This is a genomic window from Terrabacter terrigena (assembly GCF_042676085.1).
GTDB lineage: Bacteria > Actinomycetota > Actinomycetes > Actinomycetales > Dermatophilaceae > Terrabacter > Terrabacter terrigena.
In genome coordinates this window covers 17961-33337 of record NZ_JBHTKH010000024.1, presented here as the reverse complement: position 1 = coordinate 33337, position 15377 = coordinate 17961, and the positions used below count along the sequence as shown (strand labels likewise).

The following is a 15377-nucleotide window of genomic DNA, read 5'->3' as shown; positions in this document are numbered from 1 at the left end:
GCCCGGGTGGGCGCGGTAGGTCGGTGGGGGTCAGTGGGTGGGCTGTCCGGAGAGGCGCTGGACGCCGCGGAGCAGGCCGGAGTGGTCGAGGCCGCCGTCGCCGTTGGCGCGTGCCGCGGCCATCAGGGTGGCCACGAGGTTGCCGAGGGGGAGCACGACCCCGGCCTCGCGAGCGGCCGAGCTGACGATGGCCATGTCCTTGTGGTGCAGGTCGATCCGGAAGCCGGGGGCGAAGGACTCCTCGAGCATGTTGCCGCGCTTCTGGTCGAGCACCTTCGAGCCCGCGAGGCCGCCGCCGAGCACGGTGAGGGCCGCGTCGATGTCCACGTCGTACGCCTTGAGGAAGACGACGGCCTCGGCGAGCGCTTCGATGTTGGCCGCGACGATGAGCTGGTTCGCCGCCTTGACGGTCTGGCCGGCGCCGTTGCCGCCGACGTGCACGACCGTGCCGCCGACGACCTCGAGGATCGGCTGGGCCTCGGCGAAGTCGTCCGCCGAACCGCCGACCATGATCGAGAGGGCGGCGTTGACGGCACCCGCCTCCCCACCGGACACGGGGGCGTCGAGCAGGCGGAAGCCCTTGGTCGCGGCCTCCTTCGCGAGCTCGGCCGTGACGTCGGGCCGGATCGAGGAGAAGTCGATCACGAGCGTGCCGGGCTGCGCGTTGGCGAAGACGCCGTCGTCGCCGAGCAGGACGGCCTGGACGTCGGGGGAGTCGGGAACCATGACGGCGACGACGTCGGCGGCCTTGACGGCCTCGGCGATCGAGCCGCTGCCCCGGCCGCCGGCCTCCTCGAGGGGGCCGTAGCGGTCGGGCGTCAGGTTGTAGCCGACGACGTCGTGGCCCGCGCGGGCGAGGTGCACGGACATCGGGCTGCCCATGATGCCGAGGCCGATGAAGGCGATGGTGGACATGTCGGTCTCCTTCGAGGTGGGGATGTGGTCGTTCTGGTGGCGCTGGTGGCGCTGGTGGCGCTGGTGGTGGCCCGGCGCCGGCTGGTGCCGCGGTGTCCGTGGCGCCGTCATCGGATGGCTCGGTTCAGGTGGCGGCGGGTAGCGCGCCGAAGGCGGACAGGCTCTCGAGAGTGGTCGTGGTCGGCTTGTACTCGAGTCCGACGAAGCCGCCGTAGCCTGTGGCCGCGACCCGGGCGAGGAGGCCGTCGAGGTCGAGGCCGCCGCTGCCGGGCTCACCGCGACCGGGCCAGTCCGCGACCTGGACGTGGGTGATGTGGTCGCCGAATGCCGCGATGGCCGCCTCCGGGTCGTCGCCGTTGTTGGCGAGGTGGAAGAGGTCGAGCAGGAAGCCGATGTTGGGTGCGCCGGCGGCGCGCACGTCGTCGACGACCGAGACGGCGTCGGCGGCGGTGCGCAGCGGGTAGGGCTTGGGGCCGCTCACGGGCTCGACGAGGACGGTGGCGCCGATGCGCTCGGCGGCCCGGGCGGCGAACGCCAGGTTCTCGCGACCGAGGGCGTCCTGCTCCTCGGGAGAGGACTCGTCGACGCGGTTGCCGAAGAGCGCGTTGAAGGCGCGAGTGCCGAGCTGCTCGCCGATGCCGAGGGTGACCTCGACGTTGTCGCGGAACTGCTGCGACCGCGCGGGGATCGACAGCACGCCGCAGTCGGGCCCGGCCAGGTCGCCGGCGAAGAAGTTGAGGCCGGCGAGCCGCACTCCGGCGTCCTGCACGGCGGTCACGAGCGCGTCGACGTCGCGGTCGGCCGGCACCGGCTGCTCGGGCCAGGGCCACCACAGCTCGATCGTGTCGAAGCCGGCGGCGCGGGCGGCCGCGGGGCGCTCGAGCAGGGGCAGCTCGGTGAAGAGCATGGAGCAGTTCGCCAGGTAGCGGAGGCCGTGGTGGTGGGTCAGGATCGACATCGTTCACTCTTCCGAATAGTGGAAAACATATTCCGTTCTGCAAAAGAGTAGGGACCGCTGAGCCCTGCGGTCAAGGGCTGCGGGGCGCCGTCTCAGCGACTGGGCAGTTGCGCTGGCTGCCGGAATGCCTTGAGCGTCAGCAGGATTCGTCTGACACGCATGAGGGGCCGCCGCCGTTGTCGGCGGTGGCCCCTCGGGTCGGCGTGGACGTGTGCGTGGTCAGCTGCCGCGATACGTCGAGTAGCCGAACGGGTTGAGCAGCAGTGGCACGTGGTAGTGCTGGCCGGCGTCGGCGATCGTGAAGGCGATCGTCACCTCGGGGTAGAAGCCCGTGGTGCCGGATCCCGTGAAGTACGCCGCGGTGTCGAAGCGCAGCGAGTAGTCGCCGGGTGCAAGCCGCTCTGGACCGATCGCGCCGATGCGCCCGTCGGTGTCGGTCTCACCCTGGTCGAGGACCCTTCCCCGGTGGTCGCGCAGGGCGACCGCGATGCCCTCCGCCGGGCGCCCGGCACTGGTGTCGAGCACGTGGGTGCTCAGCGTTCCCATCAGAGGACTCCCTCCAGCCGCAGCAGCGCGATCTGGCGCAGCTGGTCGACCGTCTCGGCGCGTTCGGTGTCGGTGTCATTGTCGAGGCGCCGGCGCAGCTCGGCCAGGATCTCGGCCGCCGACCGCCCGGCGGCGCGGATGAGGAAGACGCGGTCGAACCGCTTCTCGTAGGCCGCGTTGCCAGCGGCGAGGGCCCTGGCCACCTCGGCGTCACCGGAGTCGACACCCGCCTGCTCCCTCGCCGACTGCGCGGCGTCGTGCTCCGGTGCACTCGCGCGCTCCCCGATGCGTGGGTGGCCGGCCAGCGCGGACGCGAGCTCGGCGTCGTCGAGCGTGCGCGCAGCACGGTCGGCGGCCGCGAGCATGGCGTCGCGGTCGGCATACGGCCTCCCCCCGAGGACCTCCTCGACCCATCGGTCGACGCCGAGGCAGGCGTGCAGCCGTGGTCGGAGGTCCTCGGGCGCTGCGTCGTTGAACTCAGCCAGGGCGGTGGTCGTGCTCATGCCATCTGGTCCACGTCGACGATGCGCTGGCGCGCGCTGTGGATCGGGTTGGCGTCGGCGACGAGGTCGTCGAAGCGGTAGGCGGCGATCTTGGAGATCTCGACGAGCGCGGCCGCGTGCTCCTGGCTGGGCGAGTTGTTGAGCCGCTCCCAGCCGTGGCGCAGGACCTGGGCGTACGAGTCGCGGTCTCGCACGCACGTCACGAGCGGGAACCCGAACCTGTCGCGGTACTCGTGGTTGAGCTCGGAGAGCTCGTCGTGGCTGCGCTCGTCGAGACGAGTCAGCCCGAGCGAGGCCTGGTCGCGGAGCGAGCCCTCGCCCTCGTCGCCCCCTGCCACGGCCTCGGCGCCGAGGTCGGGGTAGGCGTTGACGAGCAGCAGCTGCTCCTCGGTGGTGGCCGAGAAGAGAGCCTCCTGGAAGGCCTGCCGCAGGTCCCTGGTGTCGCGGAAGGGCCGCTGGTCGAAGGCCCGCTCGACGACCCACGTGGGCCCCTGGAACAGCCCGCTGAACGTGTCGACGAACTGCTCTCGCGTCATGGCGTTGATGTCGCTGAGGCGGATCAGCGAGCCGGGCGTGCCGGCGACGGCCGGGCCACGACGGCGGCCGACGTGGTGGAACACGAGGTTGAGCAGGATCGCCGTGATGCTCCCGAGCGTGATGCCCGAGCCGAGGATGATCTGGGCCCACTCCGGCACCGCCTTGGCGACGTCCGGCTGGGCGGTGACGTACATGGCCAGGCCCACGCTCGTGCCGACGATGACGACGTTGCGGTGGTCGTGGAAGTCGACCCGCGACAGGGTCTGGATGCCGACGACCGCCACGGTCGCGAACATGGCGAGCGCCGCGCCGCCGAGAACAGGGTGCGGGATGCCTGCGACGATCGCCCCGGCCTTCGGGATGAGACCGATGACGATCATGATCGCGCCGGCCATCGCCACGACGTAGCGGGACTTGACCCGCGTCAGCCGCACGAGCCCGACGTTCTCGGCGAAACACGTGTAGGGGAAGGAGTTGAGCACGCCACCGATGGTCGTCGCGAGACCGTCGGCGCGCAGGGCGCGCGCGATGTCGTCGCGCTCGATGCGCTTCTCGACGATCTCGCCCGTGGCGAAGACGTCGCCCGTGGTCTCGACCGCGGTGATGAGCATGACGACGACCATGGAGACGATGGCGGCGACCGAGAACTTCGGCCAGCCGAAGTAGAACGGCGTCGTCACGCCGAACCAGCTCGAGCCCGAGACGCTGTCGAAGTGCGCGTCGCCGAGCGCCCACGCCACGAGCGTGCCGGCGACGAGGCCGACGAGCACGGCGACCGTGGCCATGAAGCCCTTGAAGACGCGCTGGATGACGACGATGAGCGCGAGGGTGCCCAAGGCGTACGCCATGTTGCGCCCGCTCGGGGGGTCGAGCGTCGGCCCCGCGCCGCCGACGGCATCAGCCGCGGCGACGGGAAGCAGGGCGATGCCGATGATCGTGATGACGGTGCCGGTGACGACCGGCGGGAAGAACCGGATGAGGCGGCTGAAGTACGGGGCGATGAAGAACGTGAAGAGCCCCGCGACGATGACGGCGCCGTAGATGACGAGCAGGCCGTCGGTGCCGCCGCCGGCGGCCAGGCCGATGGCGATCATCGGGGAGACCGCCGTGAAGGTCACGCCCTGCAGGAGCGGCAGCCGCACGCCGACCTTCCAGAAGCCGATCGACTGGATGATCGAGGCGATGCCGCACGTGAACAGGTCGGCGTTGATGAGGTGGATGAGCTCCTCGGTGCTCAGGTCGATGGCGCTCGCGAGGAGGATCGGCACGATGACCGCGCCGGCGTAGAAGGCGAGGACGTGCTGGAAGCCGTAGACGAAGAGCCTCGGTGCGGGCAGCACCTCGTCGACGGGGTGGCGGGACCTGCGGGGGCGCTCGGTCGTGGCGGTCGCACTCATGGCTGGCTCCTCAGCAGAAGCCCGGCGTGGCGAGCCAGGCCTCGGGGGCGGCGGGGGCGTCGTCGCGCAGGACGGTCGCCTCGATGAGCCCGTACGGACGGTCGGCGGCGATGAAGACCTCGCCGTGGTTGTCGACGTCCGGGAAGGCGGAGAAGTCGACGAGGAAGTGGTGCTTGTTCGGTGCCGAGAAGCGGATCTCCGCGATGTCGGGGTGGCGTTCGAGGACGGCCTGGCCCATGAGGTGCAGGGTCTCCTGCAGGGCGCGGCTGTAGGTCGTGGCGAAGAGCTCGAGCAGCGTGTCCCGGACGCTGTCGTAGGTCTTGTTCCAGTCGACGTCGGTGCTCGTGTGGCGCCACCGGGCGACGAGCGACGTCGCGAGGATGCGGTCGTCGGCCTCGGCGAGCGTCGTGTACTCGTCACGCAGGTAGCCCTTGAACTCCGAGCCGGTGGACTTGAGGACGACGAGGTCCTTGAGGCCGGAGATGACGTGCGGGGTCGGGGCCGCACCCTCGGCGCCACGCTCCAGCGTGACGACAGTGGTGCGCGTGTCGCCGCCACGGCGGACGAACGCGTGGTCGTGGCCGGACTCCCCGACGGGGATGCGGTCCCAGGCGTACTGCTCGACCTCGATGCGAGCGCTCGTCGCGGCCGGGGTGGCGTCGAGGAAGCGGCCGGCGAGGGCCAGGGCGTAGTCCTCCGGGGAGGAGACGCCGTGCTTCTTCGCGTAGGCGAAGGCGGTGTTCTTCTGCGTGTCGGTCGGCAGGATCTTGGACTGGTCACCCGTGACGTGTGCGTCGGCGAAGTCGCCGCGCAGGGACGTCGACACGTTGAGGTCGGTGATCTCGTGCCTGGCCGTGTCGCGCGTGATGCGGACGACGCGATTCTCGGCCTTTCCGTACTGGTTCGGTCCCAGAACGATGCTCATGGTTCAACTCCGTTGTCGATGCGAGGCGGTTCTGTACGCGAGGCTGTCGTTCCCAACAGGGTGCCGTTGTCGCGGTCGCGATGGTGCGTTGATCAACGCATGTCTTTGTTTCCATGATGTGGAAGCAAGTTATCGAATAATGGAAGGATAGGAAGGCTTACGGCGACCGTCAACCGTCGACGGGTGGTCGTCTCGCGACCCGGTCGCACAGGGCTGCCGTCGGTCAGGCTCGGCGGGCCAGGCGCGCCAGGGTCGCGCCGTCGGCAGCGCAGCGCTCGAGCGCCTCCTGCTCGTCGACCGCGCCGCAGTCGACCCCGCGCAGCACGACGTCGGCAAGGGCGCGGGCGGTCGCAGGCTCGTCCATGAACGCGGAGTCCCGTTGGTTCAGGTAGGCGGCGAGCCGGGGGGCCGCGCCGTCGAAGGCGTTGCGGTAGAAGGAGAACGTCGCGGCGTAACGGGTGGGGAGCTGGGCCGGGTGCAGGTCCCAGCCCTGGTAGAAGCCGCGCGCGAGCGATCGCCCGACGAGGCGGTGGTGCAGGCTCCACGCCGAGGCGACGGCCTCGGGCGAGCCGACGGGCAGCACGTTGGTGGATCCGTCGGACACGCGGACCCCGGTCTCGGCCGCAGCCACCTGCATGACGGCCTTCGCGTGGTCCGCGGCGGGGTGGTCCATGGACTGGTGGTGGGCGGCGATGCCCAGCGAGGCCGAGTAGTCGTACGTCCCGTAGTGCAGGCCGGTGCACCGGCCCTCGGCGGCGTGCACCATGCGGGCCACGAGCGCGGTGCCGTCGGGCCCCAGGACGGCCTGCGGCGTCTCGACCTGGATCTCGAAGCCGACGCGTGCGGTGAGCCCGACGGTCGCCTCGAGCCGCGTCAGCGCGACGGCCATGGCCTCGACCTGGGCGACGCTCGTGACCTTGGGCAGAGTGACGACGAAGCCGTCCGGCAGGGCGCCGTCGACGGCGAGGACCGAGAGGAACCGGGCCAGGGTGCGCAGCCCCCGGTGTCGCGTCGAAGCCTCGAACGACTTGAAGCGGATGCCGGTGAACGGTGGTGCGCACCTCGCCGCGACGGCCTCGCGCAACAGTGCCGCGGCGCGGTCGACGGCGGCGTCCTCCTCGGGGTCGGGGTGGTTGCCGAAGCCGTCCTCGAAGTCGATGCGAAGGTCCTCGACGGGCTCGGAGACGAGCTTCTGGCGGACCGCCTCGACCGTGGCGGAGTCACCGGCGATGCGGGCGAAGGCCTCGGCGTCGGAGTCGATGGCCTGGAGGGCAGCGGCGCCCCAGGCCGCGGCCAGGTCCGGCTCGAACCGGTGCGCCGGTACGTAGACCGTGTGCACGGGCTGGCGTCCGGCGCGCGGGCCCGGGAAGTCCCGTGCGAGCGCCTCGTCGGCCTCGTGCAGGAGCCCGTCGAGCTCCGTTCCGAGCGCGTCGACGACGGTGGGCAGGTCAAGGTCGGGCATGGACTGCTCCTTTGCAGAATTCTGTATAGCGGATGCTAACTTCTGCAATGCGGAAGTCAATCTCAGTGCTCGCGCACCGGACCGCGCACGGTCACCCGTCGATCGACGTGGAGAAGCGACCCAGTGCGTCGTCCCAGCGGTGCTTGTGGCCGGCGCCGTCCTCGGCGATGCCCTCGCCCTCGTGGTAGAGGTCGACGCGGGTGCCGTCGCCCTCGGGCTTCAGCTGCAGGTCGACGATGCTGAGGGGGCCGTCGACGTGGGGGTGCCACGAAACCCGGATCTGTTCCATCGGGTGCCAGCTGCGCACGACGCCGTGCGGACCGTCGTCGCTGTGCCAGGACTCGCCCTTGCTGCCCAGGGAGACCCCCCGGCCGAGAAGGGCCTCGGTGCCTCGGGAGCTGATCAGGTGGCGCCACACGTCGTCGACCGGGCGGTCGACGGTCACGCTCGCATGCACGCCGGCAAGGGACTGGTCCGGTTCTGCGTCCTCGGCGTCGGGGACGGACTGGGTCGAACTGCTCATGGGCACACCTCCGCGGCACTCGGACCGGCCCCTGATGGGCCGGACCCATCGTGGGTCCAGTCGACCAGACGTCGGGCCGGACGACAAGGCCCCCCATCGGGCTACTTGCCGCGTCGTCGGCGGACCCGGCTGCGGGCAGGCTCAGCCCGTGTAGCCGGCGCGGCGCAGGGCGTCGGCCATCGCGCTGTTCGCCGGGGCGTCGTCGCGGCGCGGACGGCCGTCCTGGGCGCCGCGCGACTGCCGCTGGCCGTCCCGCCGCTGACCCCGGGCGCCCTGCCGGTCGCCCTGTCGCTGGCCGCCCGACCCGGACTGGCGGGAGCCGGCGGCGTCGGCCTTGGACCCGCCGCTCGGCAGCTCGTCGTCGAGCCGCAGGGTGAGCGAGATCCGCTTGCGGGCCACGTCGACGTCGAGCACCTTGACCTTGACGACGTCGCCTGACTTCACGACGTCGTGGGGGTCGCGGACGAAGCTCTTCGACAGTGCCGACACGTGTGCGAGGCCGTCCTGGTGGACGCCGACGTCGATGAAGGCTCCGAAGGCCGCGACGTTGGTGACGACACCCTCGAGGGTCATGCCCGGCTCGAGGTGCTTGATCTCCTCCACGCCCTCCCTGAAGGTGGCCGTCTTGAACGTGGGCCGCGGGTCGCGCCCCGGCTTGTCGAGCTCGCGGAGGATGTCGGTGACCGTCGGGAGCCCGAACGTGTCGTCGACGAAGTCGGCGGGACGGATCGCCTGGAGCGCAGCGGTGTTGCCGATGAGAGACGTGAGCTTCTGGCCGGTCGACTCGAGCATGCGGCGTACGACGGGGTAGGCCTCGGGGTGGACTGCGGACGCGTCGAGCGGGTCGTCGCCGCCGGGGATGCGGAGGAAGCCGGCGGCCTGCTCGAAGGCCTTGGGGCCGAGGCGCGGCACGTCCTTGAGGGCCGTGCGGCTGCGGAACGGCCCGGTCGCGTCGCGGTGCGCGACGATGCTGTCGGCCAGCCCGGCGGTGATGCCCGAGACGCGGGTCAGCAGGGGAGCGGAGGCGGTGTTGACGTCCACCCCCACCGCGTTGACGCAGTCCTCGACGACGGCGTCGAGCGAACGCGAGAGCGCCGTCTGCGAGATGTCGTGCTGGTACTGCCCGACGCCGATCGACTTGGGGTCGATCTTGACGAGCTCGGCGAGCGGGTCCTGCAGGCGGCGGGCGATGGAGACCGCGCCGCGCAGCGAGACGTCCATCCCGGGCAGCTCCTGCGACGCGAACGCCGACGCCGAGTAGACCGACGCGCCCGCCTCCGAGACGACTGCCGTCGTGAGCCTGAGCTCGGGGTGGCGCTTGACGAGATCGGCGGCGAGGCGGTCGGTCTCGCGCGACGCCGTGCCGTTGCCGATGGCGACGAGGTCGACGTCGTGCTCCTTCGCGAGGCGCGCGAGCGTGGCGATCGAGCGGTCCCACTGGTTCTGCGGCACGTGCGGGTGGATGACGTCGGTCGCGACCACGCGCCCCGTGCCGTCGACGACGGCCACCTTGACGCCGGTGCGGAAGCCCGGGTCGAGACCCATGGTGGCGCGCGCGCCGGCGGGGGCGGCGAGCAGCAGGTCGCGCAGGTTGGCCGCGAACACGCGTACGGCCTCCTCCTCGGCCGCCCGGCGCAGCTGCATGCGGGCGTCGATGCCGAGGTGGACGAGGATCTTCGTGCGCCAGGCCCAGCGCACCGTGTCGGCCAGCCACTGGTCAGCCGGGCGGCCGGAGCTCTCGATGCCGAAGCGGTGCGCGATCGCCCGTTCGTATGCCGTGGGGCCGGGCTGCGCCTCGGCGGCTGGGTCGTCGGGGTTGATGTCGAGCGAGAGGACGTCCTCCTTCTCGCCGCGGAAGAGCGCGAGGATGCGGTGCGACGGCAGCGTGGAGAGCGGCTCCGAGAAGTCGAAGTAGTCGGAGAACTTGGCGCCGACCTCCTCCTTGCCCGCTCGCACGCTGGAGCCGACGTGACCCTGCTTCCAGACGCGTTCGCGCAGGTCGCCGATGAGGTCGGCGTCCTCGGCGAAGCGCTCGACGAGGATGGCTCGGGCGCCGTCCAGCGCGGCAGCCGCGTCGGCCACCTCGCGGTCCGCGTTGACGAAGCCGGCTGCGGCCGTGGCCGGCTCGGTGTCGGGCGAGCCGAGCAGGAGGTCGGCGAGGGGCTCGAGGCCCGCCTCGCGGGCGATCTGGGCCTTGGTGCGCCGCTTCGGCTTGAAGGGCAGGTAGATGTCCTCGAGGCGCGCCTTCGTCTCGGCGGCCAGGATCTGGGCGCGGAGGGTGTCGTCGAGCTTGCCCTGCTCCTCCACCGAGGCGAGCACGGCAGCCCGGCGCTCCTCGAGCTCGCGCAGGTAGCCCAGGCGCTCCTCGAGGGTGCGCAGCTGCGCGTCGTCGAGGCCGCCCGTGACCTCCTTGCGGTAGCGCGCCACGAAGGGGACCGTCGAGCCACCGTCGAGCAGGCCGACCGCAGCGGTCACCTGCCCGTCGCGGACACCGAGCTCCTCCGCGATGCGACGCTCGATCGACGCGACCTTCACCTGCACGCTCACGGGCTGTTCTCCTTGTCGACGACCTGACCGAGCCACGCATTCTGCCGTGCCGCCCCGGTGGGGCGTCGAGCAGGGTCAGTCGTCGAGCAGGGCCTCGAGCGCAGCGCGTTCGGCCTTGGGGACGTAGCTGGCGTAGTAGTCGTAGAGGCTGTGCAGCGATGCTCGTCCGGCCTCCGGACCGTCGCCGGCCCGGATCGCCGCCAGCACCTGCTCGTGGTGGCCGAGCGAGCGCTTCATCAGCGCCTGCGCGTTGCGGGCGTGCGCGATCTTGTCGGAGATGAGCGAGAGGACGGTGTCGCGCACGACGCCGTTGCACACCTGGATGAGGGTGTTGCCGCTCGCCCGCGCGATCGCCTCGTGGAAGGCGAAGTCGGCCTCGCTGAACGAGCCGTAGCCGCCGTCGACGGACGTGCGCATCTGCTCGATCGCTGCGTCCATCTCGGCGAGCTGTGCCTCCGTGCGCAGGACGGCGGCGAGGCGGTTGGCCGTCGAGTCGAGCATCATCCGGGACACGAGCAGCTGGGAGAGCGAAAGGCCGTCCGCGCGGGCCAGGCGTCGCATCTGCTTCGTCAGGCCGCCGGTGGTGAAGGGCAGGATCTCGGGTCCGTTCGGGTCGCCGGGTCGCGACCGCACCACGCCGTTGCTCTCGAGGACGCGCAGCGCCTCGCGCACCGTGGCTCGGCTCGTACCGAACTGCACGACGAGCTCGCGCTCGCTCGGGAGGCGCTGGCCCGGGCGCAGCTCGCCGCGCGCGATCGCCTCCTCGACCTGCTCCACGATGCGTTCGTAGAGACGGACCGAGCGCACCGGCTCGAAGCCCCGGGCGGCCTGCGCGACCGAAGCGGGCGGGGTGGGGGAGGACACGGGAGTGTCAGCCACGGTTCTCTCCTGCCGCGGGGATGGGCCAGACCGGCGTCGCGTCGGCACCCCGGTGCTCCTCGTACCAGTCGACGGCGCGAAGCACCCCGACGTCGTCGAACCGGCGGCCGGACACCTGCAGCCCGATCGTGCGTCCGTCGGCGGTGAACCCGCAGTTGACCGACGCGGCCGGCTGGCCCGACATGTTGTAGGGCACGGTGAAGCCGATGTGCGCCATTCCCAGGTCATCCTCGCCCCACGGCATCGGCCACTCGGCCGGGAACGCGGCGACCGGCGCCACCGGGGACAGCACGAGGTCGAAGGCCTCGGTGGCCGCGACCGTCGCCTGCTGCAGGGCCATGATGCTGGCGTAGTCACGCAGGACCGAGCCACCGTCGACGTCGCGCACCGCGAGCACCCACCGCTGGATGAACGGGAGCACCCGCTCGCGGGCGTCGGGCGGCAGGGCGTCGAAGTCGTTGAGCGACCGCACCCGCCAGAACTCGTCCAGGTCGCGGAGCATGCGGGGAGTCATGAAGGGGTCGAGCGGGACGACCTCGGCACCGGCTTCCGCGAAGACGTTCGCAGCGGCCTCGACGGCACACCGCACCTCGGCGTCGAGCGCGAGCCCGCACCCGGCGTCGAGGTGCAGCCCGACGCGCAGGCCGCGGACGTCGAGCGGCTCCGGCGGCAGCACGGTGCCCAGGTCGGTCGGAGGGAGGCTCGTCCAGTCCCGCGGGTCGGGCCGGCTGATGACCGACAGCAGCAGCGCGGCGTCACGGGCGGAGCGGGTCATGGGGCCGGCGGCGCGACCCAGGTAGGGCGTGTCGAGCGGCACGCGGCCGGCGCTCGGCTTGAGCGTCGTCAGCCCCAGCCAGGTGCCGGGCAGGCGGATCGAGCCGCCGATGTCGGTGCCGACGTGGAGTGGGCCGTAGCCACCCGCGGCCGCGGCGCCGGCGCCCGAGCTCGAGCCGCCCGTCGTCAGCGCCGGGTTCCACGGTGAGCGCGTGACGCCGTGCAGGCTCGAGACGCCCGAGCTGAGCATCCCCCAGTCGGGCATGACCGTGGACCCGAGCACGACGCCGCCCGACTCCTCGACGCGCTCGGCGACGGGGCTGCTGCGGGTCGGCACGACCGGTTCGACCCCGGCGTTGCCGGCCGGCATCGGCACGCCGGCGCGTCCGAGGTTCTCCTTGATCGTGACCGGCACGCCATCGATGGGACCAGCGGGATCGCCTCTGCGCCAACGGGCCTCGCTCTCGCGAGCCGCAGCCTCGGCGGCCTCCAGGTCGAGCCGCCAGAACGCGTTGACCTCGGGCTCGCGGGTCCTGATGACGTCGGCGACGTCGTGCAGCACCTCGACGGGGGAGAGGTCGCGCAACGCGTACGCGCGGACGAGGTCGGTGGCGGTGAGGCCGGCCGGTCGGCCAGACGGGTGCGGCATGGGCGTCCTTCCGCGTCGGACGGCTCTCGGGCCGCCTGGGCCGCCGGACGAGGTCTTGACATCCGGCCTGATGAGAGCAACGGTACCTCTCACGGCGAAAAAGTCTACTGGTCAGACCAGTGACTTCCGGTGGGTCGACGACGACCCCTCCACGGACAGGAGAGCCATGACGGTTCGACTCGCAGCGATTCCCGGCGACGGCGTCGGCCCGGAGGTGGTGGCCGCCACCCTGCCCGTGCTGTCGGCCGCGCTCGAGAGTCATGGCGAGCACCTGGAGGTCACCGAGCTCGACTGGGGCGCAGACCGCTTCGTCCGTGAAGGCGCCGCCATGCCCGCCGACGGCGCCGAGACCGTACGCCGTCACGACGCCGTCCTCTTCGGCGCGGTGGGTCGACCCGACGTCCCCGACCACGAGCTCGTCTGGGGCCTGATCATCGGTCTGCGCCAGCAGCTCGACCTCGCCGTCAACGTTCGCCCGGTGCGAGCCTTCGAGGGTGTGCCGAGTCGCGTTCGCGACGTCGAGGGCGTCGACCTCGTGATCGTCCGCGAGAACACCGAGGGCGAGTACGTCGGCGCCGGTGGCCTCGCGCACGCCGGCACGGGCCACGACCTCGGCATCGAGGTGGCCGTGCACTCGCGGCGCGTCATCGAGCGTGCGGCCGAGTACGCGTTCGGGCTGGCCGAGCAGCGCCGGGGGAGGCTCTCCCTGGTGACGAAGTCCAACGCCATGCGTCACGGCTACCCGCTCTGGGACTCCGTCGTGCGCGAGGTCGCGCAGCGCCATCCCGACGTCGAGCTCGAGATCGTGCTCGTCGACGCGATGGCGGCCCGCCTCGTGCAGGCACCGCACTCGCTCGACGTCCTGCTGGCCGGCAACCTCTTCGGCGACATCCTCAGCGACCTCGCGGCGGTTCTCGCCGGAGGCATGGGCATGGCACCGAGCGCCAACGTGCTGCCGGGCGGCGCGGTGCCGGGCATCTACGAGCCGGTGCACGGCTCCGCCCCCGACATCGCCGGGCGCGGCATCGCCAACCCGACCGCGTGCCTGCTCTCCGGAGCCATGTTGCTCGACGACCTCGGGCACTCCGCACCGGCCGACGCGGTCCGCACCGCCCTGGCCACCACCCTGCGTTCAGCACAGCACCACACCCCCGACCTCGGCGGCACCGCGAGCACCTCGCAGCTGGCCGCAGCGGTCCTGCACGAGATGGAGTCACGATGAAGCCCACCCGCATCGGCACGGCGGCGTCTGCGGCGCTGCTCCTCGCCCTCACCGCGGCCTGCTCGGCAGGCTCCGGGTCGTCCGGCTCCGGAGGCGCCGGAGGCACCGGAGGCACCGGAGGTTCGGGAGGCGGTGACACCTCGCTCACGGTCGGTCTCGTGGCCGAGCCCGCGAGTCTCGACTTCACGACCAAGGACGGCGCCGCCATCCCACAGGCCCTGCTCGACAACGTCTACGAAACTCTCGTGACGGTCGACCAGGACGGAAAGATCAAGCCGTCGCTCGCGAAGTCCTGGACCGTGTCCGACGACGGCAAGACGTACACCTTCGACCTGGTCGACAACGCGAAGTTCACCGACGGGCAGGCCTTCACGGCCAAGGACGCCGTCTACTCGATCAACCGGGTCAAGAAGGACTGGACGATCTCGCTCAAGGCCGCCATGGACGTCGTCTCGGACGCCAAGGCCGTCAGCGACACCAAGCTGCAGGTCACCCTGAGCAAGCCGAGCAACGACTGGCTCTACCGCATGTCCACGCGCGTCGGCGCGATGATGACCGAGAAGGCCGTCGCCGACCTCGCCACCAAGCCGGTCGGGACGGGCCCGTTCGTCTTCGACCAGTGGCGGCGCGGCGACTCGATCACGCTCAAGGCGAACCCCACCTACTGGGGGACGAAGCCCTACTTCCAGAACGTCACGCTCAAGTACTTCAAGGACCCGACGGCCCTCAACAACGCGCTGCTGACCAAGACGATCGACGTCATCGGCACCGTGCAGGCGCCCGAGTCGCTCGCCCAGTTCCAGGGCAACGACGCGTACGAGATCGTCGAGGGGACGACGAACGGCGAGGTGCTGCTGTCGTTCAACAACGGCAAGGCCCCGTTCAACGACCTCAAGGTCCGCCAGGCTGCGCGCTACGCCATCGACCACAAGGCCCTCCTGGACACCTGCTGGGCCGGCCGCGGCACCCTCGCCGGCAGCATGGTCCCGCCGACCGACCCGTGGTACGAGGACCTCACCGGCCTCTACCCGCACGACCTCGACAAGGCCAAGTCCCTTCTCGCGCAGACGAGTGCGGCTGCGACGCCGGTGCGGCTGCGCATCCCGTCCCTGCCGTATGCCGTCTCGTGCGGCCAGGTCGTCAAGAGCCAGCTCGAGCAGGCCGGCTTCAAGGTCACCCTCGACCAGCTCGAGTTCCCGGCCGTGTGGCTCTCGACCGTGTTCACCGACGCGGACTACGACATGTCGATCGTCGCGCACGTCGAGCCGCGCGACCTGCCGGCGGTCTTCGGCGACCCGAAGTACTACACCCGCTACGACAACAAGCAGCTGCAGGCCGACCTCAAGGCCGCCGACTCCGGCACGCCCGAGGAGCAGGTGACCCTGATGAAGAAGGCCGCCCGGGAGCTCTCGGAGGACGCAGCCGGTGACGTGCTGTTCATCCTGCCGAACCTCATGGTGGCCGAGAAGGGGATCACCGGCCTGCCCAAGAACGCGATCACCGAGTCCTTCGACCTCGCCGGGCTCGCCCGCTCCTGACG

At 71.3% G+C, this 15377-nt stretch carries 14 protein-coding genes; 3 read left to right on the top strand and 11 right to left on the bottom strand.

Annotated elements, in window-relative coordinates:
• Positions 1 to 30: 30 nt before the first annotated feature.
• Positions 31 to 939 (bottom strand): 2-hydroxy-3-oxopropionate reductase, encoded by a 909-nt coding sequence (locus ACFQ2V_RS20645; protein WP_386054836.1) that lies wholly within the window; start codon positions 937 to 939, stop codon positions 31 to 33.
• On the opposite strand from ACFQ2V_RS20645, the gene ACFQ2V_RS20640 reads away from it, so the two are divergent.
• Positions 914 to 1057 carry a hypothetical protein gene (locus ACFQ2V_RS20640; protein ID WP_386054837.1) on the top strand — a complete coding sequence of 48 codons (144 nt, stop codon included), beginning with the start codon at positions 914 to 916 and terminating at the stop codon, positions 1055 to 1057. The two genes, ACFQ2V_RS20645 and ACFQ2V_RS20640, sit on opposite strands and share 26 nt — an antisense overlap.
• Here ACFQ2V_RS20640 and ACFQ2V_RS20635 read toward each other — a convergent pair.
• The 10 genes from ACFQ2V_RS20635 to ACFQ2V_RS20590 all read right to left on the bottom strand — a co-directional run bounded on the left by ACFQ2V_RS20635 (position 1040) and on the right by ACFQ2V_RS20590 (position 12615).
• A complete protein-coding gene (locus ACFQ2V_RS20635) occupies positions 1040 to 1873 on the bottom strand; it encodes a hydroxypyruvate isomerase family protein (RefSeq protein WP_386054826.1) in 834 nt (277 codons plus the stop codon). The two genes, ACFQ2V_RS20640 and ACFQ2V_RS20635, sit on opposite strands and share 18 nt — an antisense overlap.
• A gap of 219 nt (positions 1874 to 2092) precedes the next feature.
• The gene (gene uraH / locus ACFQ2V_RS20630) at positions 2093 to 2419 is read right to left on the bottom strand and encodes a hydroxyisourate hydrolase (RefSeq protein WP_386054825.1); all 327 of its coding nucleotides are present in this window, start codon (positions 2417 to 2419) and stop codon (positions 2093 to 2095) included.
• Positions 2419 to 2922 carry a 2-oxo-4-hydroxy-4-carboxy-5-ureidoimidazoline decarboxylase gene (gene uraD / locus ACFQ2V_RS20625; protein WP_386054824.1) on the bottom strand — a complete coding sequence of 168 codons (504 nt, stop codon included), beginning with the start codon at positions 2920 to 2922 and terminating at the stop codon, positions 2419 to 2421. The genes uraH and uraD (ACFQ2V_RS20625) overlap by 1 nt, the downstream gene beginning before the upstream one ends.
• Positions 2919 to 4856: a 2-oxo-4-hydroxy-4-carboxy-5-ureidoimidazoline decarboxylase gene (uraD, locus tag ACFQ2V_RS20620; protein ID WP_386054823.1), complete on the bottom strand. Its 1938-nt coding sequence runs from the start codon at positions 4854 to 4856 to the stop codon at positions 2919 to 2921. The genes uraD (ACFQ2V_RS20625) and uraD (ACFQ2V_RS20620) overlap by 4 nt, the downstream gene beginning before the upstream one ends.
• Before the next feature lie 10 nt (positions 4857 to 4866).
• Entirely contained in the window at positions 4867 to 5781 is a 915-nt protein-coding gene (gene pucL, locus ACFQ2V_RS20615) for a factor-independent urate hydroxylase (protein WP_386054822.1), read from the bottom strand.
• Positions 5782 to 6004: 223 nt separating this feature from the next.
• Positions 6005 to 7243, bottom strand: a complete 1239-nt coding sequence (locus ACFQ2V_RS20610; RefSeq protein WP_386054821.1) for a DUF6986 family protein — start codon at positions 7241 to 7243, stop codon at positions 6005 to 6007.
• Positions 7244 to 7334: 91 nt separating this feature from the next.
• Entirely contained in the window at positions 7335 to 7766 is a 432-nt protein-coding gene (locus tag ACFQ2V_RS20605; protein WP_386054820.1) for an SRPBCC family protein, read from the bottom strand.
• A 141-nt stretch (positions 7767 to 7907) separates the two neighbouring features.
• Positions 7908 to 10313 (bottom strand): Tex family protein, encoded by a 2406-nt coding sequence (locus ACFQ2V_RS20600; RefSeq protein ID WP_386054819.1) that lies wholly within the window; start codon positions 10311 to 10313, stop codon positions 7908 to 7910.
• Positions 10314 to 10388: 75 nt separating this feature from the next.
• The gene (locus ACFQ2V_RS20595; protein WP_386054818.1) at positions 10389 to 11192 is read right to left on the bottom strand and encodes a FadR/GntR family transcriptional regulator; all 804 of its coding nucleotides are present in this window, start codon (positions 11190 to 11192) and stop codon (positions 10389 to 10391) included.
• Complete coding sequence (locus ACFQ2V_RS20590) at positions 11185 to 12615, bottom strand: amidase (protein ID WP_386054817.1); 1431 nt, start codon at positions 12613 to 12615, stop codon at positions 11185 to 11187. The genes ACFQ2V_RS20595 and ACFQ2V_RS20590 overlap by 8 nt, the downstream gene beginning before the upstream one ends.
• A 166-nt stretch (positions 12616 to 12781) precedes the next feature.
• Here ACFQ2V_RS20590 and ACFQ2V_RS20585 point away from each other — a divergent pair, with 166 nt between their 5' ends.
• Both ACFQ2V_RS20585 and ACFQ2V_RS20580 read left to right on the top strand, forming a co-directional pair.
• On the top strand, positions 12782 to 13837 hold the full coding sequence (locus ACFQ2V_RS20585; protein WP_386054816.1) for an isocitrate/isopropylmalate dehydrogenase family protein: 1056 nt from the start codon (positions 12782 to 12784) through the stop codon (positions 13835 to 13837).
• Positions 13834 to 15375 carry an ABC transporter substrate-binding protein gene (locus ACFQ2V_RS20580; protein ID WP_386054815.1) on the top strand — a complete coding sequence of 514 codons (1542 nt, stop codon included), beginning with the start codon at positions 13834 to 13836 and terminating at the stop codon, positions 15373 to 15375. The genes ACFQ2V_RS20585 and ACFQ2V_RS20580 overlap by 4 nt, the downstream gene beginning before the upstream one ends.
• Positions 15376 to 15377: the final 2 nt, after the last annotated feature.

Bases quoted from the DNA above. Each gene is read 5' to 3' on its own strand.
- ACFQ2V_RS20585 (WP_386054816.1), top strand. From the start codon at position 12,782: ATGACGGTTCGACTCGCAGCGATTCCCGGCGACGGCGTCGGCCCGGAG.
- ACFQ2V_RS20610 (WP_386054821.1), bottom strand. From the start codon at position 7,243: ATGCCCGACCTTGACCTGCCCACCGTCGTCGACGCGCTCGGAACGGAG.
- ACFQ2V_RS20590 (WP_386054817.1), bottom strand. From the start codon at position 12,615: ATGCCGCACCCGTCTGGCCGACCGGCCGGCCTCACCGCCACCGACCTC.
- uraH (WP_386054825.1), bottom strand. From the start codon at position 2,419: ATGGGAACGCTGAGCACCCACGTGCTCGACACCAGTGCCGGGCGCCCG.
- uraD (WP_386054824.1), bottom strand. From the start codon at position 2,922: ATGAGCACGACCACCGCCCTGGCTGAGTTCAACGACGCAGCGCCCGAG.
- ACFQ2V_RS20640 (WP_386054837.1), top strand. From the start codon at position 914: ATGTCGGTCTCCTTCGAGGTGGGGATGTGGTCGTTCTGGTGGCGCTGG.
- ACFQ2V_RS20605 (WP_386054820.1), bottom strand. From the start codon at position 7,766: ATGAGCAGTTCGACCCAGTCCGTCCCCGACGCCGAGGACGCAGAACCG.
- ACFQ2V_RS20635 (WP_386054826.1), bottom strand. From the start codon at position 1,873: ATGTCGATCCTGACCCACCACCACGGCCTCCGCTACCTGGCGAACTGC.
- pucL (WP_386054822.1), bottom strand. From the start codon at position 5,781: ATGAGCATCGTTCTGGGACCGAACCAGTACGGAAAGGCCGAGAATCGC.
- ACFQ2V_RS20580 (WP_386054815.1), top strand. From the start codon at position 13,834: ATGAAGCCCACCCGCATCGGCACGGCGGCGTCTGCGGCGCTGCTCCTC.
- uraD (WP_386054823.1), bottom strand. From the start codon at position 4,856: ATGAGTGCGACCGCCACGACCGAGCGCCCCCGCAGGTCCCGCCACCCC.